A 20,947-nucleotide genomic window follows, 5' to 3' on the forward strand; every position below is an offset into this window, starting at 1 on the left:
CTCCCGTTATAGCAAATATTTGCGATTTCATGTTATGATTACGTAAACAACAAGTTTAACAGCTAGAATCCGCGAGCTAGGAGGAACCTAGTTTGAGCCTTGAACATACCTTTACTTCGGGCCGTATTTGGGAGCCGCTCTATCAGTGGGAGAAGCATCCTCTTCCCGTAGAGGTCGAGCTCTTTCAATCGGCGCCGGTTCGACGTTTGAAATTTTTATTTCATTTCGGGGCGTCCGCTCTGTTCTCGCCGATTGTTCATTCACGGTTGGAGCATACTATTGGAGTCTGGTCGCTGATGGTTCACTTTTTTCCAGATAAGCCGCTGCTGAGAATAGCCGCACTGCTGCATGATATCGGCCATTTGCCCTTCTCGCACGCTGTGGAGAAAACGCTCGGCTTCGATCATCACATGAATACGGCTGAGCTGATCGAAAGCAGCTGTATTGCAAATATATTGATCAAACACGGTGTGTCTCCTGCCTCCATCATTTCGATCCTGAATGAAGACAGTCCGTTATCCACCCAAACGCCCTTGCTCGGACTGGATCATCTGGACAGCTTTCTGCGAGATACTTTCGCTGCGGGCCAATATTTGATACTTCCTTCGGAGCTTGTCAGAAAGCTTAGCTTTCGAGGTGACTTTTTGGAGGCGGAGCTTGATGCAGTCATTCCTTTGGTCACGGCAATCGTGAATGATCATCATATGTTTCTCCAGCCGAAGTTTCTTGCGATGGACGCTCTGCTTGCCAAAGCCGTCGTTCATCACTGCGAGGCTCATCCCGGCGCGAGACTGCTGCTTCCCGGACTTGTGGACCGTGAACTGATTCAAGAGCTGCAGCAAAGCAGTGATGCTATTGCAAGGGACGTCATTCAAGTGCTGCAATATGAACCTCACCGGATATTGATCAGTGATGAGCCCGCTAGGGGAAGCATTCAGGTAAAGATCTGCAAGCTGTACAAAAAAGAGCCTCTTGTCGATGGATTGCCCGCTTCCGAAGTCATACCTGAAGCAGCCGACAAGCTTGCAGAGCTCAATCATCTTGCCGCCTCTTATTTTTTCACTTATTCATAACTCAAGCAGCATCTACAGATAGAGAGGAATGTCACAGCTTTGGCTAAACTTTATTTTCGTTATGGCACGATGAACAGCGGCAAATCGATTGAGGTGCTTCGAGTAGCCCACAATTATGAAGAACAGGGCAAAAAAGTTCTGCTTTTCACCCCATCCATCGATGACCGCTTTGGCATGGGAATGGTCAAATCCAGAATCGGCATGCAAAAAGAAGCGATCGTGGTCGATGAACATCTCGATATGAGAGTTGTGGCTGCTGCAGAGAGACCGAACTGCGTTTTGGTCGATGAAGCTCAATTTCTTCAACCCTACCAAGTTAAACAATTGATCGATATCGTGGATGACCTCAACATTCCAGTGATGGCCTATGGACTCAGGGCTGACTTTCTGGGCCAGCTGTTTCCGGGCAGCAGTCAATTGCTTGCCGTTGCCGATACGATTGAGGAAATTAAAACAGTATGCTGGTACTGCGACAAGAAAGCGATTATGAATATGCGCTGCAAAGACGGCAAGCCCATTTTTCACGGGGAACAGATTCATATTGGCGGCAATGAAAGCTACATTCCTGTTTGTCGCAAATGCTATGCCTCCAAAAAAAAAATCTTCCTAGAAACTTTGAAGGGGTTATCGCTCTAAAATCGCCCCAAGGAAAGGTGAGTTTCTTGCGTAAAAAACGAATTTTGCTTTTGTCTGAAGGATTTGGCAAAGGACACACTCAAGCTGCATACGCGCTTTCAGTAAGTATTCGGCAGAGCTCAACTGAGGTCATAACCCGAGTGATGGAGCTCGGCGCTTTTTTACATCCTACGATTGCACCCTGGATTTTTTCGGCCTACCGCCGGACCGTGACTTCACAGCCCCGGCTTTACGGCATGTTTTACCGCCGTCAGTATAAAAAATCGTTAAATCGCGTTGCGGGGCTTGCCTTACATCGTATTTTCTATAACCAGACCAAAGCAATCATCGCCCAATTGAAGCCTGACATTATCGTCTGTACGCATCCTTTTCCCAATATTATCGTCTCCCGTCTCAAACGAGCCGGTCTTTCCACTCCTTTGTTCACGCTCATCACGGATTATGACGCTCATGGAACGTGGGTCGATTCCCAAGTAGATAAATATTTGGTTTCCACCGATGCCGTGAGAAAAAAGCTGCTCGATCGTGGAGTCCCGGGATCACATATAGATGTAACGGGAATCCCCGTTCATCCCAACTTCCGCATGGAGCACAGCAAGGAACCGATTTTGCGGCAATTCGGGCTGAGGACATGCCAACGGTCATGATTATGGGGGGCGGCTGGGGTGTTTTCAGCAAGGAAGAAAAAGAACGGCTAGTGACCTACGTCTCCAACTGGCGCGACTCCATCCAGTTCCTTTTTTGCCTTGGCACCAATGAAAAGGCGAAGCAGCAGCTGCTTGAGGATAAAACCTTTCAGCATCCGAATATCCATCTGATCGGCTATACCAATGAAATCAGCAAGATTATGGATGTATCCGATCTGCTGATTACGAAGCCCGGCGGCATGACCTGTACGGAAGCGATGGCCAAAGGTATTCCGATGTTGTTCTTCAATGCCATTCCCGGTCAAGAGGAAGAGAATTGGCACTACTTCGAGGAACAGGGATACGGACAAATGATCACCTCTCCGGAGATGGTTAACCACTGGTTCCGATTGCTGCTTGAACAGTATCCGTCCATGGTTCAGCGCCGATACAATATTCGCAATCGATTGCAATTTCAAGATCAGGACAGCGTTCAAGCGATTATGCAATACTTGAAGCTATCCGCAAATCGGACTTACATAGAAGAATCGACCCAAGCACCGCTCATTCAATGGTACTGACCATGGATGAGGTGGTGCTTTTTTTGTTGATCAGAGCGAATCCTGCAAAGAAGCAGTCCTAAAAATGTGGCATGCACCTCGCCTTTGAAGAATACAATCGAAATAAGGAGGTTTTTAAACAATAAGATTTTTTTACGGAAAAGTAGGTGATCGATTGAAGTTGATCTGGGGGAAGAAAGCATTCACCTTAATGATCATTCCTGGCGCGAACCGTCGTACCGTAAGAATCAAGCTTCCGCAGAGCAGCCTTTATCTCGTGCCCGGCCTGATGCTGCTCGTTCTGGGCGGGTTCTGTTTTACGATTTATTGGCAAAATGTTCAATCCATTCAAACCAAAAACTCCCTGCAGCAAGCCTATAGCGGACAAGAGCAAAAACTCACAAGTCAAATTGCGGATCAAAACAAGGAGCTGGTGGAGCTTCAAGCGAATCTGATCGAGATGTCCCATCAAACAGAGGCATTTCAGGCCAAGCTTGAGGAAATTAAACAACTCAGGAACGTCGCAGAACTGATGACCTCTTCAGAGTCTGCCCATAAGGAAAAAAGCCAGCATGTCGGCGGGACAACCTCCCCCGTTACCCCCGAAAATGCTGCAGCCCTGGCAACAGGCACCAAGCAAGGGCTCACGCTGTTGGTACATGATATGAACGATATCGTTACAAGTTTAAAAGAATCGGAAAAACAGATTGTGGAGGCGCAGCATCTGAAAAGCATAACCCCTACGATCTGGCCGATAGCTTCACGCACTATTACCTCGGGCTTTGGGATTCGCAGCGATCCCTTCACGCAGAAACCCAGCATGCATACCGGTCTGGATATCGACGGCGAGCTGAACGATCCAGTTTATGCGACAGCTGAAGGCACAGTGCTCCTGTCCACTTGGGATACCGATCACGGCAACCATATCGTTATCGATCATACCCGAGGGATTAAAACGGAGTATCTTCATTTGAACAAAATGCTGGTCAGCCGTGGAGCGAAGGTGGTTAAAGGCCAATTAATCGGGCTTGTCGGCTCTACCGGCCGCAGTACAGGCACTCACTTGCACTATGAGGTCCGTGTCAACGATGTACCCGTAAATCCGCGGCCCTATCTTCTTAGTGATAGAAAGGATGAACCCTAATGCTTGGAAACAAGAATAAAACGAATCCCAAAACAACCGACACACTGATCGGGGGATGCACCATCTGCGAAGGGAAGGTTATCTCGGAAGCGAGCCTTCGCATCGAAGGCCAGATGAACGGAGATATTGAGTGCGCCGGAGATATCACCATCGGCGAAAATGCCGTGGTTCAATCCAGCATTCACGCGCGTGATGTTATTTTGGCAGGCAAGGTGAATGGCAACATCCATACCAAGGGCAAGCTTACCGTATTGAGTACCGGTGTCCTGATCGGCAACATCGATGTGCGCTCCTTTGTTATTCAGGAGGGCGGGATTTTTCAAGGAAGCAGCATGATGAACCTGACTGCTCATGGGGCTGACCTGGCGGGCAGCGGCAAAGTCGTCGATGCCATTGCCCATAAGCAGAAAAATGAGAAGTCGGCGGCTGCAGCAGGCGGGTAACTAATTCGATAAAGGAACACAAATATAAACAAATGGAGCTGCCTCTAAGGTCTACAAGACCTTTGAGGCAGTTCCATTTTTGCATGGGACGATTATAAGGGTTTAAAACAAAAGCTTTATTCCGGCCAAAGCTAATCCAATGAAAAAGCCGCAGATGGCGCCGTTAACGCGAATCCATTGAATATCCCCGCCGATCTTGTCTTCCATCATTTCAATCAAAGTCTCGTTATCCAGCTTATCCAGATTTTCTTGAACCAGCTGTCCGATTTTGCTGTGATTTTGTTCCAAATACCCGATGATCCGCTGCTGAATCCAGGCTTCTCCCCGCTGCACCGTTTCCGGATTCTCTTTGATCGAATCCACCAGCTTGGTTAGAAGCGGAATCACATGAACCGGAATAAAATCCGGCCGTTCCACGAACTCCTCCGCTTGCTTGCGAAGCCGCTGCATAAGCTGAACCAGCTTATCCTCGATAGCAAAGAACGCAGGCAGCTGCGCCTTCCAAGCCTCCAGCTCCGCCAGGAGCGTCGGGTTATACTCCAGCTTTTGCAGCTCTGAGCGTATCGCCTGGAGCATAGACTCACGTCGTGGGTGATCCAAAGTGCGAAGCTGCTCCGTATAAGAAAGAATGAAATTCTGCAGGATGGAGCCGAGCTTTTCTTCATTGACCATGCCGATAAAAGCATTCACGGCAAACTGCATGAATCCGTTCGTCTGCAGACCTTCAAAAGCCTTTAGCGCCATGGCCCCGAGCTGCAGCTGGGTCTCTTCCTTCGCCGCCCATGCATCGACTTTGTCGAGGATAAAATCAAACGCCTTCTCATCATAGTTATGGGCGGTAATGCGCTCTACAATCGTGCGAAGCAGGCGGGACGTATCCACACCCTGGATCGCTTTGTCAATTTCCTTGGCTATGACAGGAACCAGATTCTCCAGGTCAACAGCCTGAATAGCCTGCCTGCTCAGATGGACAAGTCCTTGCTGCAAAGCCTCATTATGGAAGTTCTTTTCAGCCAGCTCCAAGCCTCTCTTCAGGAATTGAATCTGCTGGAGGCGCATGCTAATCGTCTCTTTGGAGAGGAGCTGATTTTCAACAGTTGAAACCAGCGCCTTGGTAATTTTCTCTCTATTGTTGGGCAGCAAAGCCGTATGCGGAATCGGAATGCCGAGCGGATGGCGAAATAAGGCCGTGACGGCAAACCAGTCCGCTAGTCCGCCGACGACTCCTGCCTCAAAACCACCCTGCAGCAGGATTTTCATCGTAGAGGGTTCAAGCGGCAGTGTCGCTGCAAATCCTGCACCCATAATACCCAGGGATATGGTTGCAATATGTTTAACTTCATCTTTCATTGACGTATACATCTCTTTCTGCTCCAAATTTAGGTGAAGCGATCAGCAGCTGGAAGCATACTTGTATTTTAGCATAAAAACCTGCATTGTCATTCCTTCCCGACACTGAAGCGGTTTATCAGCTCTGCCTTATCTTATCTTATCTTTTCCCTTCCCACTCCAGATAAAACTGCTCCAGAAACTGCTCCATGAAGCGGTGCCGCTCCTCGGCCAGCTGCCGGGCGTAGCCGGTGTTCATCAGCTCCTTCAGCTTCAGCAGCTTCTCATAAAAATGATTGATCGCCGTATCATTGCCGCTGCGATACTCTTCCGCCGTAAGCCGCTCTCTTGGCGGCATGGACGGGTCATGGATCGGGCGGCCCTTCCATCCCGAATAAGCAAACACGCGCGAGATGCCCACCGCGCCTATTGCATCCAGACGGTCGGCATCCTGCACGACCTGCCCTTCCAGCGTGCGCATCGGCGGCCGCTGCCCGCCCTTGAACGACATCGTCGCAATAATCTCCAGCACATGGGCTGTCGATTCTGCTCCTGCGCCGCTCGCTTCCAGCCATTCCCGCAGCTCCCTCTCCGCGGCTGCCGGGTCGGCATTCAGCTTCTCGTCGGCTGCATCGTGCAGCAGCGAGGCCAGCTCGCATACGAACAGATCCGCCCGCTCCTGGGCAGCGATCGTTTTCGCTGTCTGTGTCACGCGGTAGATATGCCACCAATCATGGCCGCTGCTGTCCTTCCCCAGCTTTGTTTTAATAAACGACTCAGCCTCATCCAATATCGCTCTCTCCTGAGCTGCTTTCATCTCTTTTTTCTCCTTTTTAGTTCGGTGTTGGTTGCAGTCGTATATTTTTGGATGATTTTTTTAAAATTCCTGCCATATCGATCCTCCAGCTTAGCACCCGAATCCTGCTGCAGCTCGTGGAGCACGACATCCTGAAAGAAGCTGTGGATCAGCAGCTCCACCATAGCGGGGTGCTCGGTAATTACAGCCTTTGTAGGTTCAGATCCGCCCCTTGTTCCGATAATCGCGAGATTTCGGTCAAGCACAAAAGAAAACTTTCTTCCGGAACCTTCCTGCCAAGCTTCGTCCCGGACATGAGGGAATACCTGAATCCCGGGCAAATCTGATGCACCTACTGCAGATACAAGGATTCTCGCCCCCTGCTCCACCGCTTGATTCAATGCCTTCGACCATAGCTTTGCTTCCTCGGACCATAAATCACAGAGCGCTTCTGTCTTCACTTTGCCGAGCTCTGCGCGGATCCGCTCCAAAACCTTGGCGTCGCCATCTACAGTAAAGTATTCAGTCCGCTTCGCATCCTGCTTGGGCATATGCTCTTTGACATAGCGAATGGACGCTTTAAAATGGGCTTCGATGGTATCTGCGATCTCGTCGATTGAAATGGTCTGATACAAGGTCGGCTCTCCTTTGCTTTCAAGAACGAAACCCTTCTCCACCAGCTTCTGTAAGGCGGCATACACATTGGATCTGGAAATTCCCATCCTCTTGGCGATTTCATAGCCGGTTATCGAGCCCAATTCCGAAAGTACATGCAAGCACTTGGCCTCAAGCTCCGTAAAACCAAATCTTCGCAAATGTTGAAAAAGCTCTGTTGCTGCTGCCAACACACTTTCCCTCCCTCAAGTTCATACAAGTCCGATCCATAGTAGTAATTAATACAACAACTTTAGTACAATCTCGTGCTATTTACAATTTCCATAGACCAAAACGCCCTCCAGGATTTGTAAAATCCGAAGGGCGGCCTTCTTTGTAAAACTTTATGGACATGGATCATTTGCGATTCATGAACATTTCCTGGTTATAAAACTGATAGCCGTTTCTGCCTTTGCCTTTTACATGGTAGAGTGCTATATCGACCTTCTTCAGAAGCACACTGTAGTCTTCACCATCCGTTGGATATAGGGCAATTCCCATGCTTATCGATGATTGAAACTGATTGCCGTCCAGCTGGTACGGTTCCTCGATACTCTGGAAAATTCGTTTTGCCACAGTTTCCACACTTTGGACCGAATCCATTAACGGAAGTAAAATGGTGAATTCATCGCCCCCCATTCGTGAGAACAAATCCACTTCCCGCAGACAGCTGCGTACTCGATGGGAGAAAGCTTGAAGAAAAGCGTCGCCCACATCGTGTCCCATGGTATCATTAATAATCTTGAAATCATCGAGATCCAAATAAAGCAAAGCCATCATTTTTCCGGTTCGCTTCGCATAAAGGATTTCTTGATGCAAATGCTCTTTAAACCGTCTGCGATTCGGAAGTCCCGTCAGAGGATCGTGGTAGGCCATAGCTATAAGCTTAGCCTCCTGTAATTTTTTGACGGTAATGTCATTGGACATGAAGGCAACTTGATAAATCGTCCCGTCGGGGTCCCGGATTGGAAGCGCCAGAGTTTCAAACCAAAGCCAACTTCCATCCAGAATCTGAAAGCGGAACTCCAGCCTGCCTTTTTTGCCGATTTGCACGGCATTGTGAAACAGTTTGCGCATGTCGACCCGATATTCCGAATCCACTCGAGCAATGAGATCATTCACTTGGGCAGGAAGAAAGCCGATATTCTTTTCATGTGAGCTGGAAGCAAAAAGAAGGCTGCCAGTAATATCAAACAGACATATTGCGTCCCAGGCATCCAATACCATTTGGCGAAATAATGGCTCAGTTTGAGGCCAATTGAACCCTTGAAATTGAGTGAGATCTTCGCTGTACAATTTTACTGCCTCCATTCGCAATTTTCCTGCAAGCATTTACAGAGGCACGGCCCGCTTTTTGCTTCATTGCTTCAAGCTTCTATGCTTCCTTTGTTCCCATTTTCTTATTTAAATCCATTATATGTAAACTTTTAAAGGTTTAGGGATATACAAAAATTGACAATCACAGCGTAGCACTCTATGATAAAATTTACATAAAGAATTGATAAAAATTAGGTCAAAAGGAGCAATTTTTGATCCCTGCAAATCTTTTATTATTTGACAGCGTTTTTATATATAGAAACAAAAATATAGAAATTATTGAGATATACGGTCTATAATAAGAACAAGTATGTTTTTAGTACGTTGTTTAGGAGGATTCCACGAATGACAGGAGAAAAAATACTGGTTGTTGACGATGAACCGGAGATCGTGGAACTTATCAGCATCTATTTGATCAAGGAAGGTTTTGAGGTCATCAGCACAGGAAATGGGCAGCAGGTTTTTGACTTGGTGCTGCAGCACAATCCGAGCTTGATTATTCTTGATATTCTGCTTCCCGGCATGGACGGTATTGAGGTATGCAGACAATTGCGTAAGACCTATAATATGCCTATTATTTTTATTTCCGGGAAAAGTGAAGATATTGATATTATTCTTGGACTCAGTATGGGCGGAGACGATTATATGACCAAACCATTCAGTCCCGGCCAATTGGTAGCGAGAGTCAAAGCGCACTTGCGGCGCTATACCCTAAACGACCAGAAAAAGGATGATCCGCAAATCCTTAAATTCCCTGGTCTCGAAATTGACCTTGTCAGCCATATTGTCAAAGCAGGCAAACAGTTCATTTCGCTTTCCGCAAAGGAATTCGATTTGTTGACTCTGCTTGCTAAGACACCGAACCGGGTATACAAAATTGAGCATTTGTTTGAATTGATCTGGAGCCTGGACAGTCTGGGAGATCCCAGAACGCTTATTGTTCATATCAGCAACCTGCGTAAAAAAATTGAGCCAAATCCGGCAGAGCCGCGCTATATCATCACAGTAAGAGGTGTTGGTTATAAGTTTAACGGTTTTTTTGTTTAGGATCTCATTCTAGTGAAACCAGATCGTAAGCCAATCAGATACTTGCTTGTAAACAGGTACGGAAATGGCAGCGATCAGAAGTGAAGGCAGCAGATTGGCGACATTGATTTTCTTGATCAGCAAAATGTTAATTCCTATCCCGATGATCAGTATTCCGCCTACAGCCGTTACTTCTACAATGATGGCGTTCAATGAAGCATCGCTGATCATTAGCGTGATGAATGTGGCGGCAACAGCGATAGCCCCCTGGTATAGCAAAACAGGTACTGCAGAAAATATGACGCCTATGCCCAATGTGGAAGCAAAAATGATAGAAGAAAAGCCGTCCAGCATGGATTTGGTATATAATATACCATGGTCGTGCCTGAGACCGCTATCAATAGATCCGATAATAGCCATGGCTCCAATGCAGTAGACCAAGGTCGCTGTTACGAATCCTTCAGCTATGCCGCTTTGGCCAGCGGTTTTGACGGAGACTTTCCCCACCTGCTTTTCCAGCCATTTACCCAGCTGCTGCAGCCTCAATTCTATGCGCAGCCATTCTCCCAAAATACCTCCAAGCACCAGACTGATGATCACAATCAAAAAGTTATTGGATTTAAGAGCCATTGTAATCCCAAGCACAACCACCGCTAGACCGAGTCCTTGCATCACCGTATTGCGCATTCCCTCGGAAATGCGCGGCAGGAGAATGCCGAGCAATCCTCCCACAATAATGGCAAGCGCATTTACGATCGTCCCCCATAGTGCCACTGATGTAACTTCCTCTCTATCTTGCTGTTGCTTTTTATTCTACACCAATCTGACTTGGGCGAAAAGCTTAATTCCTAATCCTTTATGATATAATCAGATTGGCAGTTACCAGCCGTTACCCTTGCAGGATTGAGGAGAAGACGCATGAACGGAAAACGGATCACGATTGTAACCGGAGGAATTATTGGAGACTGGGCGCTGCAGGAGCTTCGGCAGGCGGACTTGCTGATCGGCTCCGATCGGGGGGCCCTATTCCTTGTTCGTCAAGGCTTTAAGCCGGATATATCACTCGGTGACTTCGACTCGGTTTCCGATGATGAGCGCGCCGAGATTCAAGCGGGAAGCAAGGACTTTCTCAGCTGCGATCCGATTGACAAGGATTTGACGGATACCGAGATGGCCTTCCAATGGGCACTTGAGCAAAAGCCTGCCGAAATCAAGCTTCTCGGCGCACTGGGAACGCGGTTTGATCACTCACTCGCTAATATTCATCTGCTGCGACGAGGATTGGAACATGGCGTTTCCTGCAAAATCATAGATGCCTACAATGAAGTCGTTTTAATCAATAGTCTCTCTGTGATCACCAAAGGGAGATTTACGCATATATCCCTGCTGCCCCTTAGCCTTGAAGTGACTGGGATTACACTGCATGGATTTGTTTATCCCCTCCGGAATGCCACACTCACCATTGGACAATCGCTGGGGATCAGTAATATTCTTCAGCACGAGCAAGGACGCATCGAGCTGGAATCGGGTTATTTGCTGGTGATTCAAAGCAAGGATCCCGAATGAGTATCCCGAACAAGAATCCCGGTTAGGATCTTGCTTCTTCCTTGATGGCCTTGAGCTGCTTCATGACATCATTCTGGCCGCGGCCGAAATAATCGTGCAGCTTGGAGTATTCCTGATATAGCTTCTCATAAACCTCAACATTCTCCGGAATCGGCTTGTAGGTTTCATTGCGCACTCTGGCCATCTTCCGGGCTGCATCTACGATCGAATCATAGCCGCCCTTGACCGCCCCTGCGGCAACGGCCCCAAACATGGCTGCACCCAGCGCAGAAGTCTGCTTGGAATCAGCGATCTTGATTTCGCGGTTGGTCACATCCGCGTAAATCTGCATCAGCAGCTGATTGCGCTGCGGCAGCCCGCCGCAAGCATACAGCTCATCAACAGCGACGCCGCTCTCCTGGAAGGCATCCACGATTTTGCGCGTCCCGAAAGCGGTTGCTTCAAGCAGCGTGCGGTAGATCTCCTCCGGCTTGGTGAGCAGCGTAAAGCCGACCATTACTCCGGTCAGATCGGTATCCACCAGCACCGAGCGGTTCCCGTTCCACCAGTCCAGCGCCAGCAGGCCTGTTTCTCCAGGCTTGTAAGCGGAGGCCCGCTGCTCCAGCCACTCGTGGACGCTGATGCCTTCCTTCTCCGCTGCTTCCTGCACATACGCCGGGACGGCTTCTTTCACGTACCACTGGAACATATCGCCGAGGGCGGATTGCCCAGCCTCATAGCCCAGGTACCCTGGGATGATCCCGTCTTCCACTACGCCGCACATGCCCTCCACATGCTTCTCTTCCTTGCCTAGCAGCATGTGGCAAGTGGATGTGCCCATCGCCATGACCAGCTTGCCTGGTGTGACTACACCAACGCCCGGGACAGCGGCATGCGCGTCTATGATACCTACGGCTATGGCCGTTCCCGCTTGCATCCCGATGAGCTGCGCCATCTCTTCCGTCAGCTCTCCGGCTTTGGTGCCAAGCACAGCCACATCGCCGCGCAGCTTTGTGGCCGTTAAATCTTCAAGCCGAGGATCGAGCGACTTGAAGAATTCCTCGCTTGGATAGCCATCCTGCTTATGCCAATTAGCTTTGTAGCCAGCTGAGCAGCTATTGCGGACAAAGCTGCCGGTCAGCTTGCTAATGACCCAATCCGCGGCCTCGAGGAATAAATCGGTCCGATTGAAAATAGCGGGTGCCTCGTTGAGAACCTGCCATATCTTCGCGATCATCCATTCCGATGATATTTTGCCGCCGTACCTTGGCAGGAACGCTTCTCCGCGATCCTCGGCAAATTGATTGATCAGGTTCGCTTCATCCTGAGCGGCATGATGTTTCCATAGCTTCACCCAGCTATGGGGATTGTCCTTCAGCTCGGGCAGGAAGCAGAGCGGCTCGCCCTGCGCATCCACCGGCAGCATGGTGCAAGCCGTAAAATCGATGCCTAGCCCGATCACATCGGCTGCATGGATGCCTGACTCCTTAATCACCGCAGGTATGGAGCGCTGTAACACTTCTATGTAATCGCCAGGGTGCTGCAGGGCCCAGCCGATATCAAGCTTAATTCCTGATCCAGGCAGTGTTTCGTCAATGACATTGTGGGGATAAGGCGTGACATGATCCGCAACCTCAGTTCCATCGGAAAGATCTACGAGTACCGCACGGCCGGATTGAGTGCCGAAATCCACACCTATCGCATATCTTTTGCTCATCTTTAATCTCCTTTTAATTATTTCTTGCTTACATTCAAAATGGATTCCCTGATCCGAGACCGATCGAATGGTTTGACGATGAAATCCTTTGCCCCGGCTTGCATGGATTCCATGATTAGATTGAAAGACCCCATTGACGAGCAAACGATGATCTTCGCCGAGGAGTCTAATTCCCTAATTCGCTTGATCGCTGTAATCCCGTCCATTTCCGGCATCGTAATATCCATTATGGTCACATCCGGACGGTATTTCGTATAAGACTTAACTGCGGCATAACCATCGCCTGCTTCAATGGCAACTTCAAAACCCATTCCCTCCACAATCTCACGGAGAACCGTTCTTAAAAAAGCCGCATCATCAACGATCATTACCTTCGTCATCCCGTCGCTTCCTCCAAGCTAAGTCCATATCTATCACGGGGAGTCCCCGACTTAAGTCGAGTATATCATACAGCTTAGGTCCGTTTCATCCAAACGTTTAAAAAGTTACCCTATGGATATAGGCTATACAGGAGAAAATCGCATCGTCCATAATTAAAAACTAATAAATAATGGTATAATAGGAAAAAAGGAGTGCACAGTCATGTATCAAGCGAAAACGAAAGTGCTTATTCTCTCCGGAGACTTGGGCGACGGACACCAGCAAGCAGCCAATGCGCTTATGGAAACTGCCAAGCTTGTTCAACCTGACGCGGAAGTCACTATCATTAATTTTATGGAACTGGCCCATCCATATTTACATACGTTTGGACGGTATTTATTCGTCAAAGGGGTAAAAAATTTCCCATCCGTTTACGGCTACCTCTACCGCAAAACACGACATTCGGATACGCCTTCTTCCGTGCTCAAGACATTTAATCTATTCAGTGTGGGCCGTTTGTTTAAATTGCTGGAGGAGCTTCAGCCTACTGTCGTCGCAAGCACCTTTCCGCTGGCTGCCTACGCGATGTCGCTGCTAAAAAGCAAAGGCTTAACGGCCGTTCCAACGGTTACCGTCATCACGGACCATACCGACCACAGCTACTGGGTGCATCCCCATACAGACCAATACATAGTGGGCTCCGAACACGTTCGGACACGTTTAAACCGGATAGGTATCATGGATTCCCTTATTTCGGTGACAGGCATTCCTGTGCGTCCGTCCTTCAACCAGACTTATGAGCGGGAAAACCTCCGTGAAAAGTATGATCTACATCCTTTCCTTCCTACTGTACTTATTATGGGCGGTGGGTACGGAATCATTGACAAAGGAATCTCAAGCTTGTTAAAGAGCGACAAGTTCACGGAGCAAATGCAGTTCATCATTGTCTGCGGGCGCAACGACAAGCTCAGGCAGCAATTGATTGCGGAAGCTGAGCACTCGAAGCATCGGATTGTGGTCACCGGCTTTGTCGATCACATCTATGAAATTATGGCACTCGCCGATTTAATCATCACCAAGCCTGGCGGTTTGACGACTTCGGAAGCACTGACGCTTGGCATTCCAATGCTTCTTTATAAGCCTCTTGCCGGACAAGAGCAGGATAATGCCGCTTTCCTGCTTGAAGCAGGAGCAGCTATGCAAGCAGTGGATGCCGTGGATTTGCAGATCAAATGCTCGGAGCTTATCCGGCAGCCGAAGCTGTTATTTATGATGAAGCAAAATGCGAAGCGTATCCGATCGGTGAATTCAGCTTATCAGGCTGTGGAAGTAATGCTGCAAACCGCGCAAATGTTAACGGATCAAATGGAGTATTCTCATGCATGAAAATTAAATGCGAAGATCACGCCTTTACCTGGTTGATCATTCAGCACTTCTATCCGGACTTGATGCAGGTCCGCGGTTCTTTTGACGATCATCATGCCGAGCCCGAACTTGCCGCCTTTCCCCTTTTGAAACGGCTGGAACAGCATGGCTTTCGTATCCTCGGAAATCGGGGGACCGTCGTTGCCGATCCGCAACACGGTGCCCTCTACTGTTTTCATAAGATCCATACGGATTTCCGACTCCGCATATCGAATCTGATTATCGATCAAATTTTCCATTGCGATCATCCACTGCTCATCGTAACCGTGAATCAACAGTGGAGCCAGTTCCACGTGCCAGACGAGCTCCGGTCTTTTCCACCTCAACCGCTCCACAGTTTCTTCAATCACCTGCGAAAGATCAAACTCCACCTTATCCGGACCCGGATGGGCCCGCAAGTAATCCAGCTTCGTTAGATATAACAAATTTTGTACACGATGCTCGAGCCTCAGGGCTTCTTGATCAATCACCTCTATGGAGCCTGTCAAGTCGCCTTTTGGAAAAATGCCTTCATGAATAGCTTCGGTGTAGCTGCGAATGACCATGATTGGTGTTTTCAGCTCATGCGAAATATGCTGCAAAAAGCTTTGCTGGGCTTGATCCTGCTGGACCAGCTTTTGTCGCATCGTCTCAATGGAGGACGACAGCTGCCCAATTTCATCGCCGCGAATCATGGGGACCAGAGGTTCATGCCAATCTCGATCCGCTATGCGCTTGACCTGTTTAACCATAAGACCCAAGGGCTTCGATACATATCGGATCAACCACATGGAGGGCAGCCAACTAATCAGCAGAATGAGAAGGATCACATAGAGCAGCTTGCTGTAGAGCGCTTTAACCAGCTCTTTCGAATAGGTATCCCATAAATAGGATAAGATGTAGGAAGTTTTGTTATTGATGGTTACTTTTCGAATCTGATACAAAATGCTGGAATTTTCGATTTGCATCTTGTAGCGGGCAGTTTCTTCCTTTTGCGCCATGGCTTCAGCTCTGAAAGCCTCCAATTGCTGAGGGGAAAAGGTGCTGCGCTGTCCTCCTTTTGCACCGCTCGGACTGGTTGGCTTTTGATCCAAAATAATATGCCGAACCGTGCGAAAATCCTGTTGATCGATTTCTCGCTCCTGAGGTGTTTGAAACGGAGACTCCAGGCCGTCGCTGAGTACATTGCTCTGCGCAGCATCGATTGTCAAATAGATCTGATTGGTAAAAAAGCTTCTGAGAGTAGTGGGTAGCACCAGGAGCATTACGATGGAAAGAAGTAGGATAAATGAAGCGAAAACGAGCCATATTTGCCAGCCCAGCGGGAGCTTTCTCACAGGACCACCATCCTGTACCCGTAACCATACATCGTTTCTATGCGAAGCTCAGGCAATTTTTTACGCAGACGGCGAATCAAGTCATCCACAACCCTATCGGTGCCAAAATAATCATCGCCCCAAACCTGCCGCAGCACTTGTTCTCTGGAAAAAGCCTGGCCTTGGTGGTTTTTAAACAGCAGAAGAATGTCGAATTCTTTCGAGGTGAGATCCACCATGCCGTCAGCATCCAGCACCATCCGCTTCTGCTCATCTATGGTATAAGGTCCTAGACCACTCAGCTCTGCAGACTGCTCTTTGATCAGACCGGACCCATAAACCCGCTCCAGCAGCCTTTTCACTCGAATGACCAGTTCTCTGGGCAAAAAAGGCTTTGGCAAATAGTCATCGCTGCCCATTTCCAGCCCGATCACTCGATCCAGCTCTGCATCTCTGGCTGAGATAAAAACCACCGGTGTTTGGGAATATTTCTCCTTAATCTCTCTAAGCAGAGAAAAACCGTCCGTATCCGGCAGCATAATATCGAGTATCCACAAGTCTGCGGGAATTTGCATAAACGGTTGTATGGCCTCTCCTGCGGTAAAGGAAAGGACCTCCCAGCCTTCTTTTTGCAGATAGGTGGTGAGTACCTGATTCAAATTAACTTCATCTTCAACGAGATAAATGCGGTATGCCATTTCAGTCCACCTCCTGGTTGAATACATTCTGGAAGCAAGCCAAGGATTCCTGCTGGAATCCCATGGGAAAGAGCACATGGATGATCACCATGCGCTCTGATTGCCCGGCAGCTCTTTTCCTAGCGAAGGTACACTTTGGATTAAGTGAATTATTTAGCTGCAACTTCTGTTTTAAGCTGAGCCAAACGATCGTTAAGCTTTTGGTTTTCGGCTTTCAAGTTCTCAACCAGTTTAGGGAGGACTTGTGTCAGTTGATCCGCGCTTCCGCCGTTTACAACCGTTTGAACTGCTGCATCGAAGGAATCATTAAGCGCTTTTTGAGCAGTTTTTTGAGCTGTTTCATCTGCAGGAGATAATTCCTTATCCATCTCGTTTGCAGCTTTAAGCGCCTTGATTTGTTCATCTGCTTGTGCTTGAGTAAGCTCGCCACTTGTTACTTTTGCTTTGATGGCATCCACTTTTGCTTTCTCGTCCGTACGTTTTTGAGTCAGCGCTGCCTTGTTGGCAGTCGTAAGATCCTGGATTTGCTTGCTGATCGAAGCCTTCTCGTCGTATGCCGCTTTGATGGCTGCCGCTTGATCCGGCGCATATTTCTCAGCTAGCAGAGTCAAGTACTCTTGGCTGTGTACACTACCTTTGACTCCGCCTTTTTCAATGCCGCCGCCCATGAAGCCTTCTCCGCCGCGTCCTTTGTCGGAGCCGCCTTTGTCATGACCGCCTTTGCCTTTTCCTTTTCCTTCATGAGTGTCAGCGGCTTCCGTCGAATCTGCTGCAGGTGCAGTCGTTGCTGCCACGATGGAGGTTGGCGCTGGCGATGGGGATACCGATGCTGCCCAAGCGGACACACCCGGTATGGCGACTACTACGGCTATTGCTGCTGAAATCCAAACTGTTTTCTTTTTCAATATTAACATCTCCTTTTTTATGTTGCTCTCTTGTCTACCTCCCTACAATAACTCCACATTTTGGTACAAATATCACAACATTATGGGAAATTGTGTGAGATTACGTTTTGTGAAATGGCAAATATTTGAAACTTCCCTTGATCTCCTGCGTCTATTTATAGGGACACATTAGCAAGTAAGGGAGTGAATGGCTTGAATTGGATGATTTATACTGCAGTTATTTGCCAACTAAGCTTAGGTTTATTAATAGGGTGTGATTGTGAAAACCCTAACATTGTAAGCAATTCTATAAACATTGAATCCTCATCTCCTGCACTATTGCCGTCATCACCAACCTCAACATCCAATTCTATCCAATCCTTACCTGCAACCACGCCTGCTCTATCCACACAATCAGCCATTCCAGTCAAAATTCTTAATATGAAAGGAAAAGAAGGATGGGCCTTAAGTAAGCAAGAGCTTCTTTTTACGACAAATAAAGGTAATAGCTGGATTGAGAAAATACCAAATGGAATTACACCGGAAGAACTATTAATCGACGCAGCATTTGCAAACCCTGTAAACGGTTTTGCCTTTTATCTGAGAAATGGCAAGAATCCAACACTCCGAACTGCCCATCAAACGATAGATGGTGGAGGGAATCTTACTGGGTGGGAGATCGCCGATCTACCTGCCAAAGAAGCTTGGGAAGTCTCGCCTGACGTGAAGCCTTATGTTTTCCTTGCGGATTATAATCCGAATTGGGTTCTCCTTACTTCAGGACCAGCATTGGGGCTGATGAATAAATCCCTATTCCAAACGGCAGATCATGGAAAATCATGGATTCGTGTTGCCGATATCAGCAATCAAGTCAGCGGCTACCCAAACGGGATCGCGTTTCGAATACCAAAAGAAGGGTGGATTACTGCCACAAATCACGGACAAAGCTTTATCCCCTTCTATCGAACAAAGGATGCCGGACTGACATGGGATATTCAGCCTCTTGCTATTCCTGATAAATTTAAAAATGGTTATGCAAATACATATCAAGTTGTTTTTGATCAAGAAAATGATCATCACGGCATGGTTACCGTTGAATTTGTTCAAGATGAACAAAGAACACTTATTCCATATGAAACTATAGATGAAGGAGCGACTTGGAATCCGATTCCGTATATCTTGCCCGATCTACAAGCACCCCCTATCTTCCACTTTGACGATCTAATCAGAGGCAGCGCTGTATCTTTGGATGGATCAACTCTTTATACAATCGATATGTACAGTAAAGAAGATTGGAAATCAGTAAAACCTAATCTTTCCCTGAAACAGATTTCCCAGTTATATATTCGTGACGATGGAATGGGTTGGTTTTTAAGAAACGGAAAGATCATGGTCACTTCCGATGGCGGAAAAACATGGACTCTGCCATAAATTGAATAAACCCTAACTCACCATTCAGGGTCTTCTTGTCATTAAATAGCTTGTTTACTTTACTCTCTGTATGTGTATAAAGAGAATATAATACACGCGGAGGGCGGAAAGAGTATGGCTAAGCATCAGCGGAAAGACAAATGGATCGATTACTTTGAGATTGCACTTTATGCACTTGCTGCCATTTGCTTTGTTTATTTTCTTACTCGGGGGGTTCGCTCGAAGATCCTTGAGCCTGTTTTAATCGTTGTCGTTTTGTTAATCCTTCGAGGCGTAGTCAAAATAACCAAAGCAGAATTGTTTCCTGCCTTGCGATTATCCATATTGCTTTTTATTTTTGTTACGATGTTTCTCGCTAATGAGTTTGGTTTCTATGGGATTATTCCCGAATTAGATAAAATCGAGCATCTGTTTTCCGGTCTCATTCTGTGCTTCGTCGGGCTGCTTATCTATAAAAAAATGCTGAGTAAGGAGGAATCTGCCCAGTCTCACCCCAAAATTGCCCTATGGTTCAGCTTATTTTTCTCGGTTGCCATGGCAGGATGCTGGGAGATTTACGAGTACACCACAGATCATCTCTTTGGTCTCAATTCCCAAAGAGGCAGTCTTGACGACACCATGTTGGATATCATTAGTGGAACGATCGGGGCAGTCTTAACGACCGTTTATTTAGCCTATAAAGCAAAGCGAAAGGATCTGCCTATTTAATTCGCAGCTCACATAAATCATTCATGCTTTTACCGATGTTTGTTCTTTTGTTTCAGAAACACGGACGGATTCCCCAAGCCTATAAAAGCCTATCGCGCTCATGGCTACGACCGCCATGGTGAGGAACAAAACCTTTCCGTTGTATTGACTGAGCAGTATCCCGCCGATCCACGGACCCAGGAAATGTCCCAGGCTGCTGAAGGTTTGAGCTCCGTAATAGGTTCCTCGCATGCTCTCCGGAGCTATTCGGTCAATAAGCAGATTAGTTGAAGGATAAGTCAGCATCTCTCCAAAGGTGAATATGATCATGGAGATTATGAAGGCAATCCAACCCGTAGACAAGCCGAATCCGACATTGCCCAGTGCAAAAAAGATCACTCCAACCGTTAACACAGTTAGGGGGGAGTGCGGACTCGCCCATTTGGTAAAAGGAATCTGCATAACGACGACTGTAATAGCATTAACGCTCATCATGACAGCAAACAAGGTGATTCCATCAATCAGCTTATTCCCCACATATTGGGACAGCGTTACCGTCATCTGTGAATATCCGAGCGCAGTCACGATACCACCGAGAAGATAATACCTGAGTACAACATCGCTTTTCACCACTCTCCAGGTAGACAGGAAGGTTGTATTGGCTTTATGATCTCCTTCGATGGTTCTAATTCCGAATTTGTTCAGCAGGAAGTATATGCCGCAAGCATAGAAAAGATAGACACAGCCGGTAATGATAAAAGGAAGAGTGCTGTCCAAGGTCGCAAATAAAGCGCCGAGCAGCGGACCCACCGAAACTCCGATATTAACGGCCAGATATCTCAAGGAAAATACTTTAAACCGCTTTTCTTTCTCGGTCAGGTCCGCCATTAGCGCCTGGGAAACAGGTTCATAAAACGACCGGCAGAGTCCATTGAGCAGACTGAGCAGGAAGAATATCAGAGCACTTTTAGCAATCGCAAAACCAAGAAATACAATGCCCCATCCAAACAGCGCACCGAGAAGAATTTTTCTGCGTCCGAATTGGTCGGAAAGGGCTCCCCCAACAAACCCTCCCAAAGTTCCAGCCAAAGAACCAGCCCCGATCACCAGGCCAATCATAACAGCACTCATATCCGTCTGCTTTACCAGATAAATCGCAAGAAAAGGCAAGCTCATGGAAGAGGCCAATCTCGCAAGGATCGTTCCAATCAGCAGAGAATGCACGATCGGATGATAAGATTTCACAAAGGAAAGAAATTGGTTATACCATTTGCTGGTTCTCATGAAGGAGTCTCCTGAAT

At 47.7% G+C, this 20,947-nt stretch carries 20 protein-coding genes and 1 pseudogene; 10 read left to right on the forward strand and 11 right to left on the reverse strand.

Going from position 1 to position 20,947, the window contains the following annotated elements:
* Window positions 1-92 precede the first annotated feature (92 nt).
* The 5 genes and pseudogenes from BLV33_RS15150 (at window position 93) to BLV33_RS15170 (ending at window position 4,482) form a co-directional block, all read left to right on the forward strand.
* Window positions 93-1,073 carry an HD domain-containing protein gene (locus tag BLV33_RS15150; RefSeq protein WP_090793242.1) on the forward strand — a complete coding sequence of 327 codons (981 nt, stop codon included), beginning with the start codon at window positions 93-95 and terminating at the stop codon, window positions 1,071-1,073.
* 39 nt (window positions 1,074-1,112) lie between these two features.
* Window positions 1,113-1,709 carry a thymidine kinase gene (locus tag BLV33_RS15155; RefSeq protein ID WP_090793246.1) on the forward strand — a complete coding sequence of 199 codons (597 nt, stop codon included), beginning with the start codon at window positions 1,113-1,115 and terminating at the stop codon, window positions 1,707-1,709.
* Window positions 1,710-1,735: 26 nt separating this feature from the next.
* Window positions 1,736-2,916: pseudogene (locus tag BLV33_RS15160) on the forward strand (glycosyltransferase).
* Between the two features lie 154 nt (window positions 2,917-3,070).
* Window positions 3,071-4,039: a M23 family metallopeptidase gene (locus tag BLV33_RS15165; protein ID WP_253187083.1), complete on the forward strand. Its 969-nt coding sequence runs from the start codon at window positions 3,071-3,073 to the stop codon at window positions 4,037-4,039.
* A complete protein-coding gene (locus BLV33_RS15170; protein WP_090793249.1) occupies window positions 4,039-4,482 on the forward strand; it encodes a bactofilin family protein in 444 nt (147 codons plus the stop codon). Before BLV33_RS15165 ends, BLV33_RS15170 begins: the two co-directional genes overlap by 1 nt.
* Before the next feature lie 102 nt (window positions 4,483-4,584).
* Here BLV33_RS15170 and BLV33_RS15175 read toward each other — a convergent pair whose 3' ends face one another.
* The 4 genes from BLV33_RS15175 to BLV33_RS15190 all read right to left on the reverse strand — a co-directional run bounded on the left by BLV33_RS15175 (window position 4,585) and on the right by BLV33_RS15190 (window position 8,557).
* Entirely contained in the window at window positions 4,585-5,844 is a 1,260-nt protein-coding gene (locus tag BLV33_RS15175; RefSeq protein ID WP_090793252.1) for a DUF445 domain-containing protein, read from the reverse strand.
* A gap of 127 nt (window positions 5,845-5,971) precedes the next feature.
* Window positions 5,972-6,628 (reverse strand): HD domain-containing protein, encoded by a 657-nt coding sequence (locus BLV33_RS15180; RefSeq protein ID WP_090793255.1) that lies wholly within the window; start codon window positions 6,626-6,628, stop codon window positions 5,972-5,974.
* A complete protein-coding gene (locus BLV33_RS15185; protein WP_171909171.1) occupies window positions 6,625-7,452 on the reverse strand; it encodes a TrmB family transcriptional regulator in 828 nt (275 codons plus the stop codon). Before BLV33_RS15185 ends, BLV33_RS15180 begins: the two co-directional genes overlap by 4 nt.
* 166 nt (window positions 7,453-7,618) lie before the next feature.
* A complete protein-coding gene (locus tag BLV33_RS15190) occupies window positions 7,619-8,557 on the reverse strand; it encodes a GGDEF domain-containing protein (protein ID WP_171909172.1) in 939 nt (312 codons plus the stop codon).
* A 366-nt stretch (window positions 8,558-8,923) separates the two neighbouring features.
* On the opposite strand from BLV33_RS15190, the gene BLV33_RS15195 reads away from it, so the two are divergent.
* Window positions 8,924-9,625 carry a response regulator transcription factor gene (locus tag BLV33_RS15195; protein WP_090793271.1) on the forward strand — a complete coding sequence of 234 codons (702 nt, stop codon included), beginning with the start codon at window positions 8,924-8,926 and terminating at the stop codon, window positions 9,623-9,625.
* A 9-nt stretch (window positions 9,626-9,634) separates the two neighbouring features.
* Here BLV33_RS15195 and BLV33_RS15200 read toward each other — a convergent pair whose 3' ends face one another.
* Window positions 9,635-10,378 carry a DUF554 domain-containing protein gene (locus BLV33_RS15200; protein WP_090793275.1) on the reverse strand — a complete coding sequence of 248 codons (744 nt, stop codon included), beginning with the start codon at window positions 10,376-10,378 and terminating at the stop codon, window positions 9,635-9,637.
* Between the two features lie 144 nt (window positions 10,379-10,522).
* Between BLV33_RS15200 and BLV33_RS15205 the strand changes: the two genes are divergently transcribed.
* The gene (locus BLV33_RS15205; RefSeq protein ID WP_090793278.1) at window positions 10,523-11,170 is read left to right on the forward strand and encodes a thiamine diphosphokinase; all 648 of its coding nucleotides are present in this window, start codon (window positions 10,523-10,525) and stop codon (window positions 11,168-11,170) included.
* 22 nt (window positions 11,171-11,192) lie between these two features.
* On the opposite strand, the gene BLV33_RS15210 is transcribed toward BLV33_RS15205, so the two are convergent.
* Both BLV33_RS15210 and BLV33_RS15215 read right to left on the reverse strand, forming a co-directional pair.
* Window positions 11,193-12,866 carry a ribulokinase gene (locus BLV33_RS15210; RefSeq protein ID WP_090793281.1) on the reverse strand — a complete coding sequence of 558 codons (1,674 nt, stop codon included), beginning with the start codon at window positions 12,864-12,866 and terminating at the stop codon, window positions 11,193-11,195.
* 17 nt (window positions 12,867-12,883) lie between these two features.
* Window positions 12,884-13,246 carry a response regulator gene (locus BLV33_RS15215; RefSeq protein ID WP_090793284.1) on the reverse strand — a complete coding sequence of 121 codons (363 nt, stop codon included), beginning with the start codon at window positions 13,244-13,246 and terminating at the stop codon, window positions 12,884-12,886.
* A gap of 202 nt (window positions 13,247-13,448) precedes the next feature.
* Here BLV33_RS15215 and BLV33_RS15220 point away from each other — a divergent pair, with 202 nt between their 5' ends.
* Entirely contained in the window at window positions 13,449-14,612 is a 1,164-nt protein-coding gene (locus BLV33_RS15220) for an MGDG synthase family glycosyltransferase (protein ID WP_090793288.1), read from the forward strand.
* On the opposite strand, the gene BLV33_RS15225 is transcribed toward BLV33_RS15220, so the two are convergent.
* The 3 genes from BLV33_RS15225 to BLV33_RS15235 all read right to left on the reverse strand — a co-directional run bounded on the left by BLV33_RS15225 (window position 14,603) and on the right by BLV33_RS15235 (window position 17,549).
* Window positions 14,603-15,967, reverse strand: coding sequence for a HAMP domain-containing sensor histidine kinase (locus tag BLV33_RS15225; RefSeq protein ID WP_090793293.1), 1,365 nt, complete (start codon window positions 15,965-15,967; stop codon window positions 14,603-14,605). The two genes, BLV33_RS15220 and BLV33_RS15225, sit on opposite strands and share 10 nt — an antisense overlap.
* Window positions 15,964-16,644: a response regulator transcription factor gene (locus BLV33_RS15230; protein WP_090793297.1), complete on the reverse strand. Its 681-nt coding sequence runs from the start codon at window positions 16,642-16,644 to the stop codon at window positions 15,964-15,966. The genes BLV33_RS15225 and BLV33_RS15230 overlap by 4 nt, the downstream gene beginning before the upstream one ends.
* A gap of 149 nt (window positions 16,645-16,793) precedes the next feature.
* The gene (locus tag BLV33_RS15235; RefSeq protein WP_090793300.1) at window positions 16,794-17,549 is read right to left on the reverse strand and encodes a hypothetical protein; all 756 of its coding nucleotides are present in this window, start codon (window positions 17,547-17,549) and stop codon (window positions 16,794-16,796) included.
* A 192-nt stretch (window positions 17,550-17,741) separates the two neighbouring features.
* Between BLV33_RS15235 and BLV33_RS15245 the strand changes: the two genes are divergently transcribed.
* Window positions 17,742-18,959 carry a WD40/YVTN/BNR-like repeat-containing protein gene (locus tag BLV33_RS15245; protein WP_139305754.1) on the forward strand — a complete coding sequence of 406 codons (1,218 nt, stop codon included), beginning with the start codon at window positions 17,742-17,744 and terminating at the stop codon, window positions 18,957-18,959.
* Between the two features lie 114 nt (window positions 18,960-19,073).
* Window positions 19,074-19,667, forward strand: a complete 594-nt coding sequence (locus BLV33_RS15250) for a DUF2238 domain-containing protein (RefSeq protein WP_090793313.1) — start codon at window positions 19,074-19,076, stop codon at window positions 19,665-19,667.
* Window positions 19,668-19,688: 21 nt separating this feature from the next.
* Here the strand turns inward: BLV33_RS15250 and BLV33_RS15255 are convergent, their stop codons facing one another.
* Complete coding sequence (locus BLV33_RS15255) at window positions 19,689-20,930, reverse strand: MDR family MFS transporter (RefSeq protein WP_090793317.1); 1,242 nt, start codon at window positions 20,928-20,930, stop codon at window positions 19,689-19,691.
* Between the last annotated feature and the right edge of the window lie 17 nt (window positions 20,931-20,947).

This window comes from Paenibacillus sp. GP183 (assembly GCF_900104695.1).
Classification (GTDB): domain Bacteria; phylum Bacillota; class Bacilli; order Paenibacillales; family NBRC-103111; genus Paenibacillus_AI.

Coding starts and splice junctions, on each gene's coding strand:
- BLV33_RS15170 (WP_090793249.1), top strand. CDS start 4,039: ATGCTTGGAAACAAGAATAAAACGAATCCCAAAACAACCGACACACTG.
- BLV33_RS15175 (WP_090793252.1), bottom strand. CDS start 5,844: ATGTATACGTCAATGAAAGATGAAGTTAAACATATTGCAACCATATCC.
- BLV33_RS15180 (WP_090793255.1), bottom strand. CDS start 6,628: ATGAAAGCAGCTCAGGAGAGAGCGATATTGGATGAGGCTGAGTCGTTT.
- BLV33_RS15195 (WP_090793271.1), top strand. CDS start 8,924: ATGACAGGAGAAAAAATACTGGTTGTTGACGATGAACCGGAGATCGTG.
- BLV33_RS15205 (WP_090793278.1), top strand. CDS start 10,523: ATGAACGGAAAACGGATCACGATTGTAACCGGAGGAATTATTGGAGAC.
- BLV33_RS15210 (WP_090793281.1), bottom strand. CDS start 12,866: ATGAGCAAAAGATATGCGATAGGTGTGGATTTCGGCACTCAATCCGGC.
- BLV33_RS15215 (WP_090793284.1), bottom strand. CDS start 13,246: ATGACGAAGGTAATGATCGTTGATGATGCGGCTTTTTTAAGAACGGTT.
- BLV33_RS15220 (WP_090793288.1), top strand. CDS start 13,449: ATGTATCAAGCGAAAACGAAAGTGCTTATTCTCTCCGGAGACTTGGGC.
- BLV33_RS15230 (WP_090793297.1), bottom strand. CDS start 16,644: ATGGCATACCGCATTTATCTCGTTGAAGATGAAGTTAATTTGAATCAG.
- BLV33_RS15250 (WP_090793313.1), top strand. CDS start 19,074: ATGGCTAAGCATCAGCGGAAAGACAAATGGATCGATTACTTTGAGATT.
- BLV33_RS15255 (WP_090793317.1), bottom strand. CDS start 20,930: ATGAGAACCAGCAAATGGTATAACCAATTTCTTTCCTTTGTGAAATCT.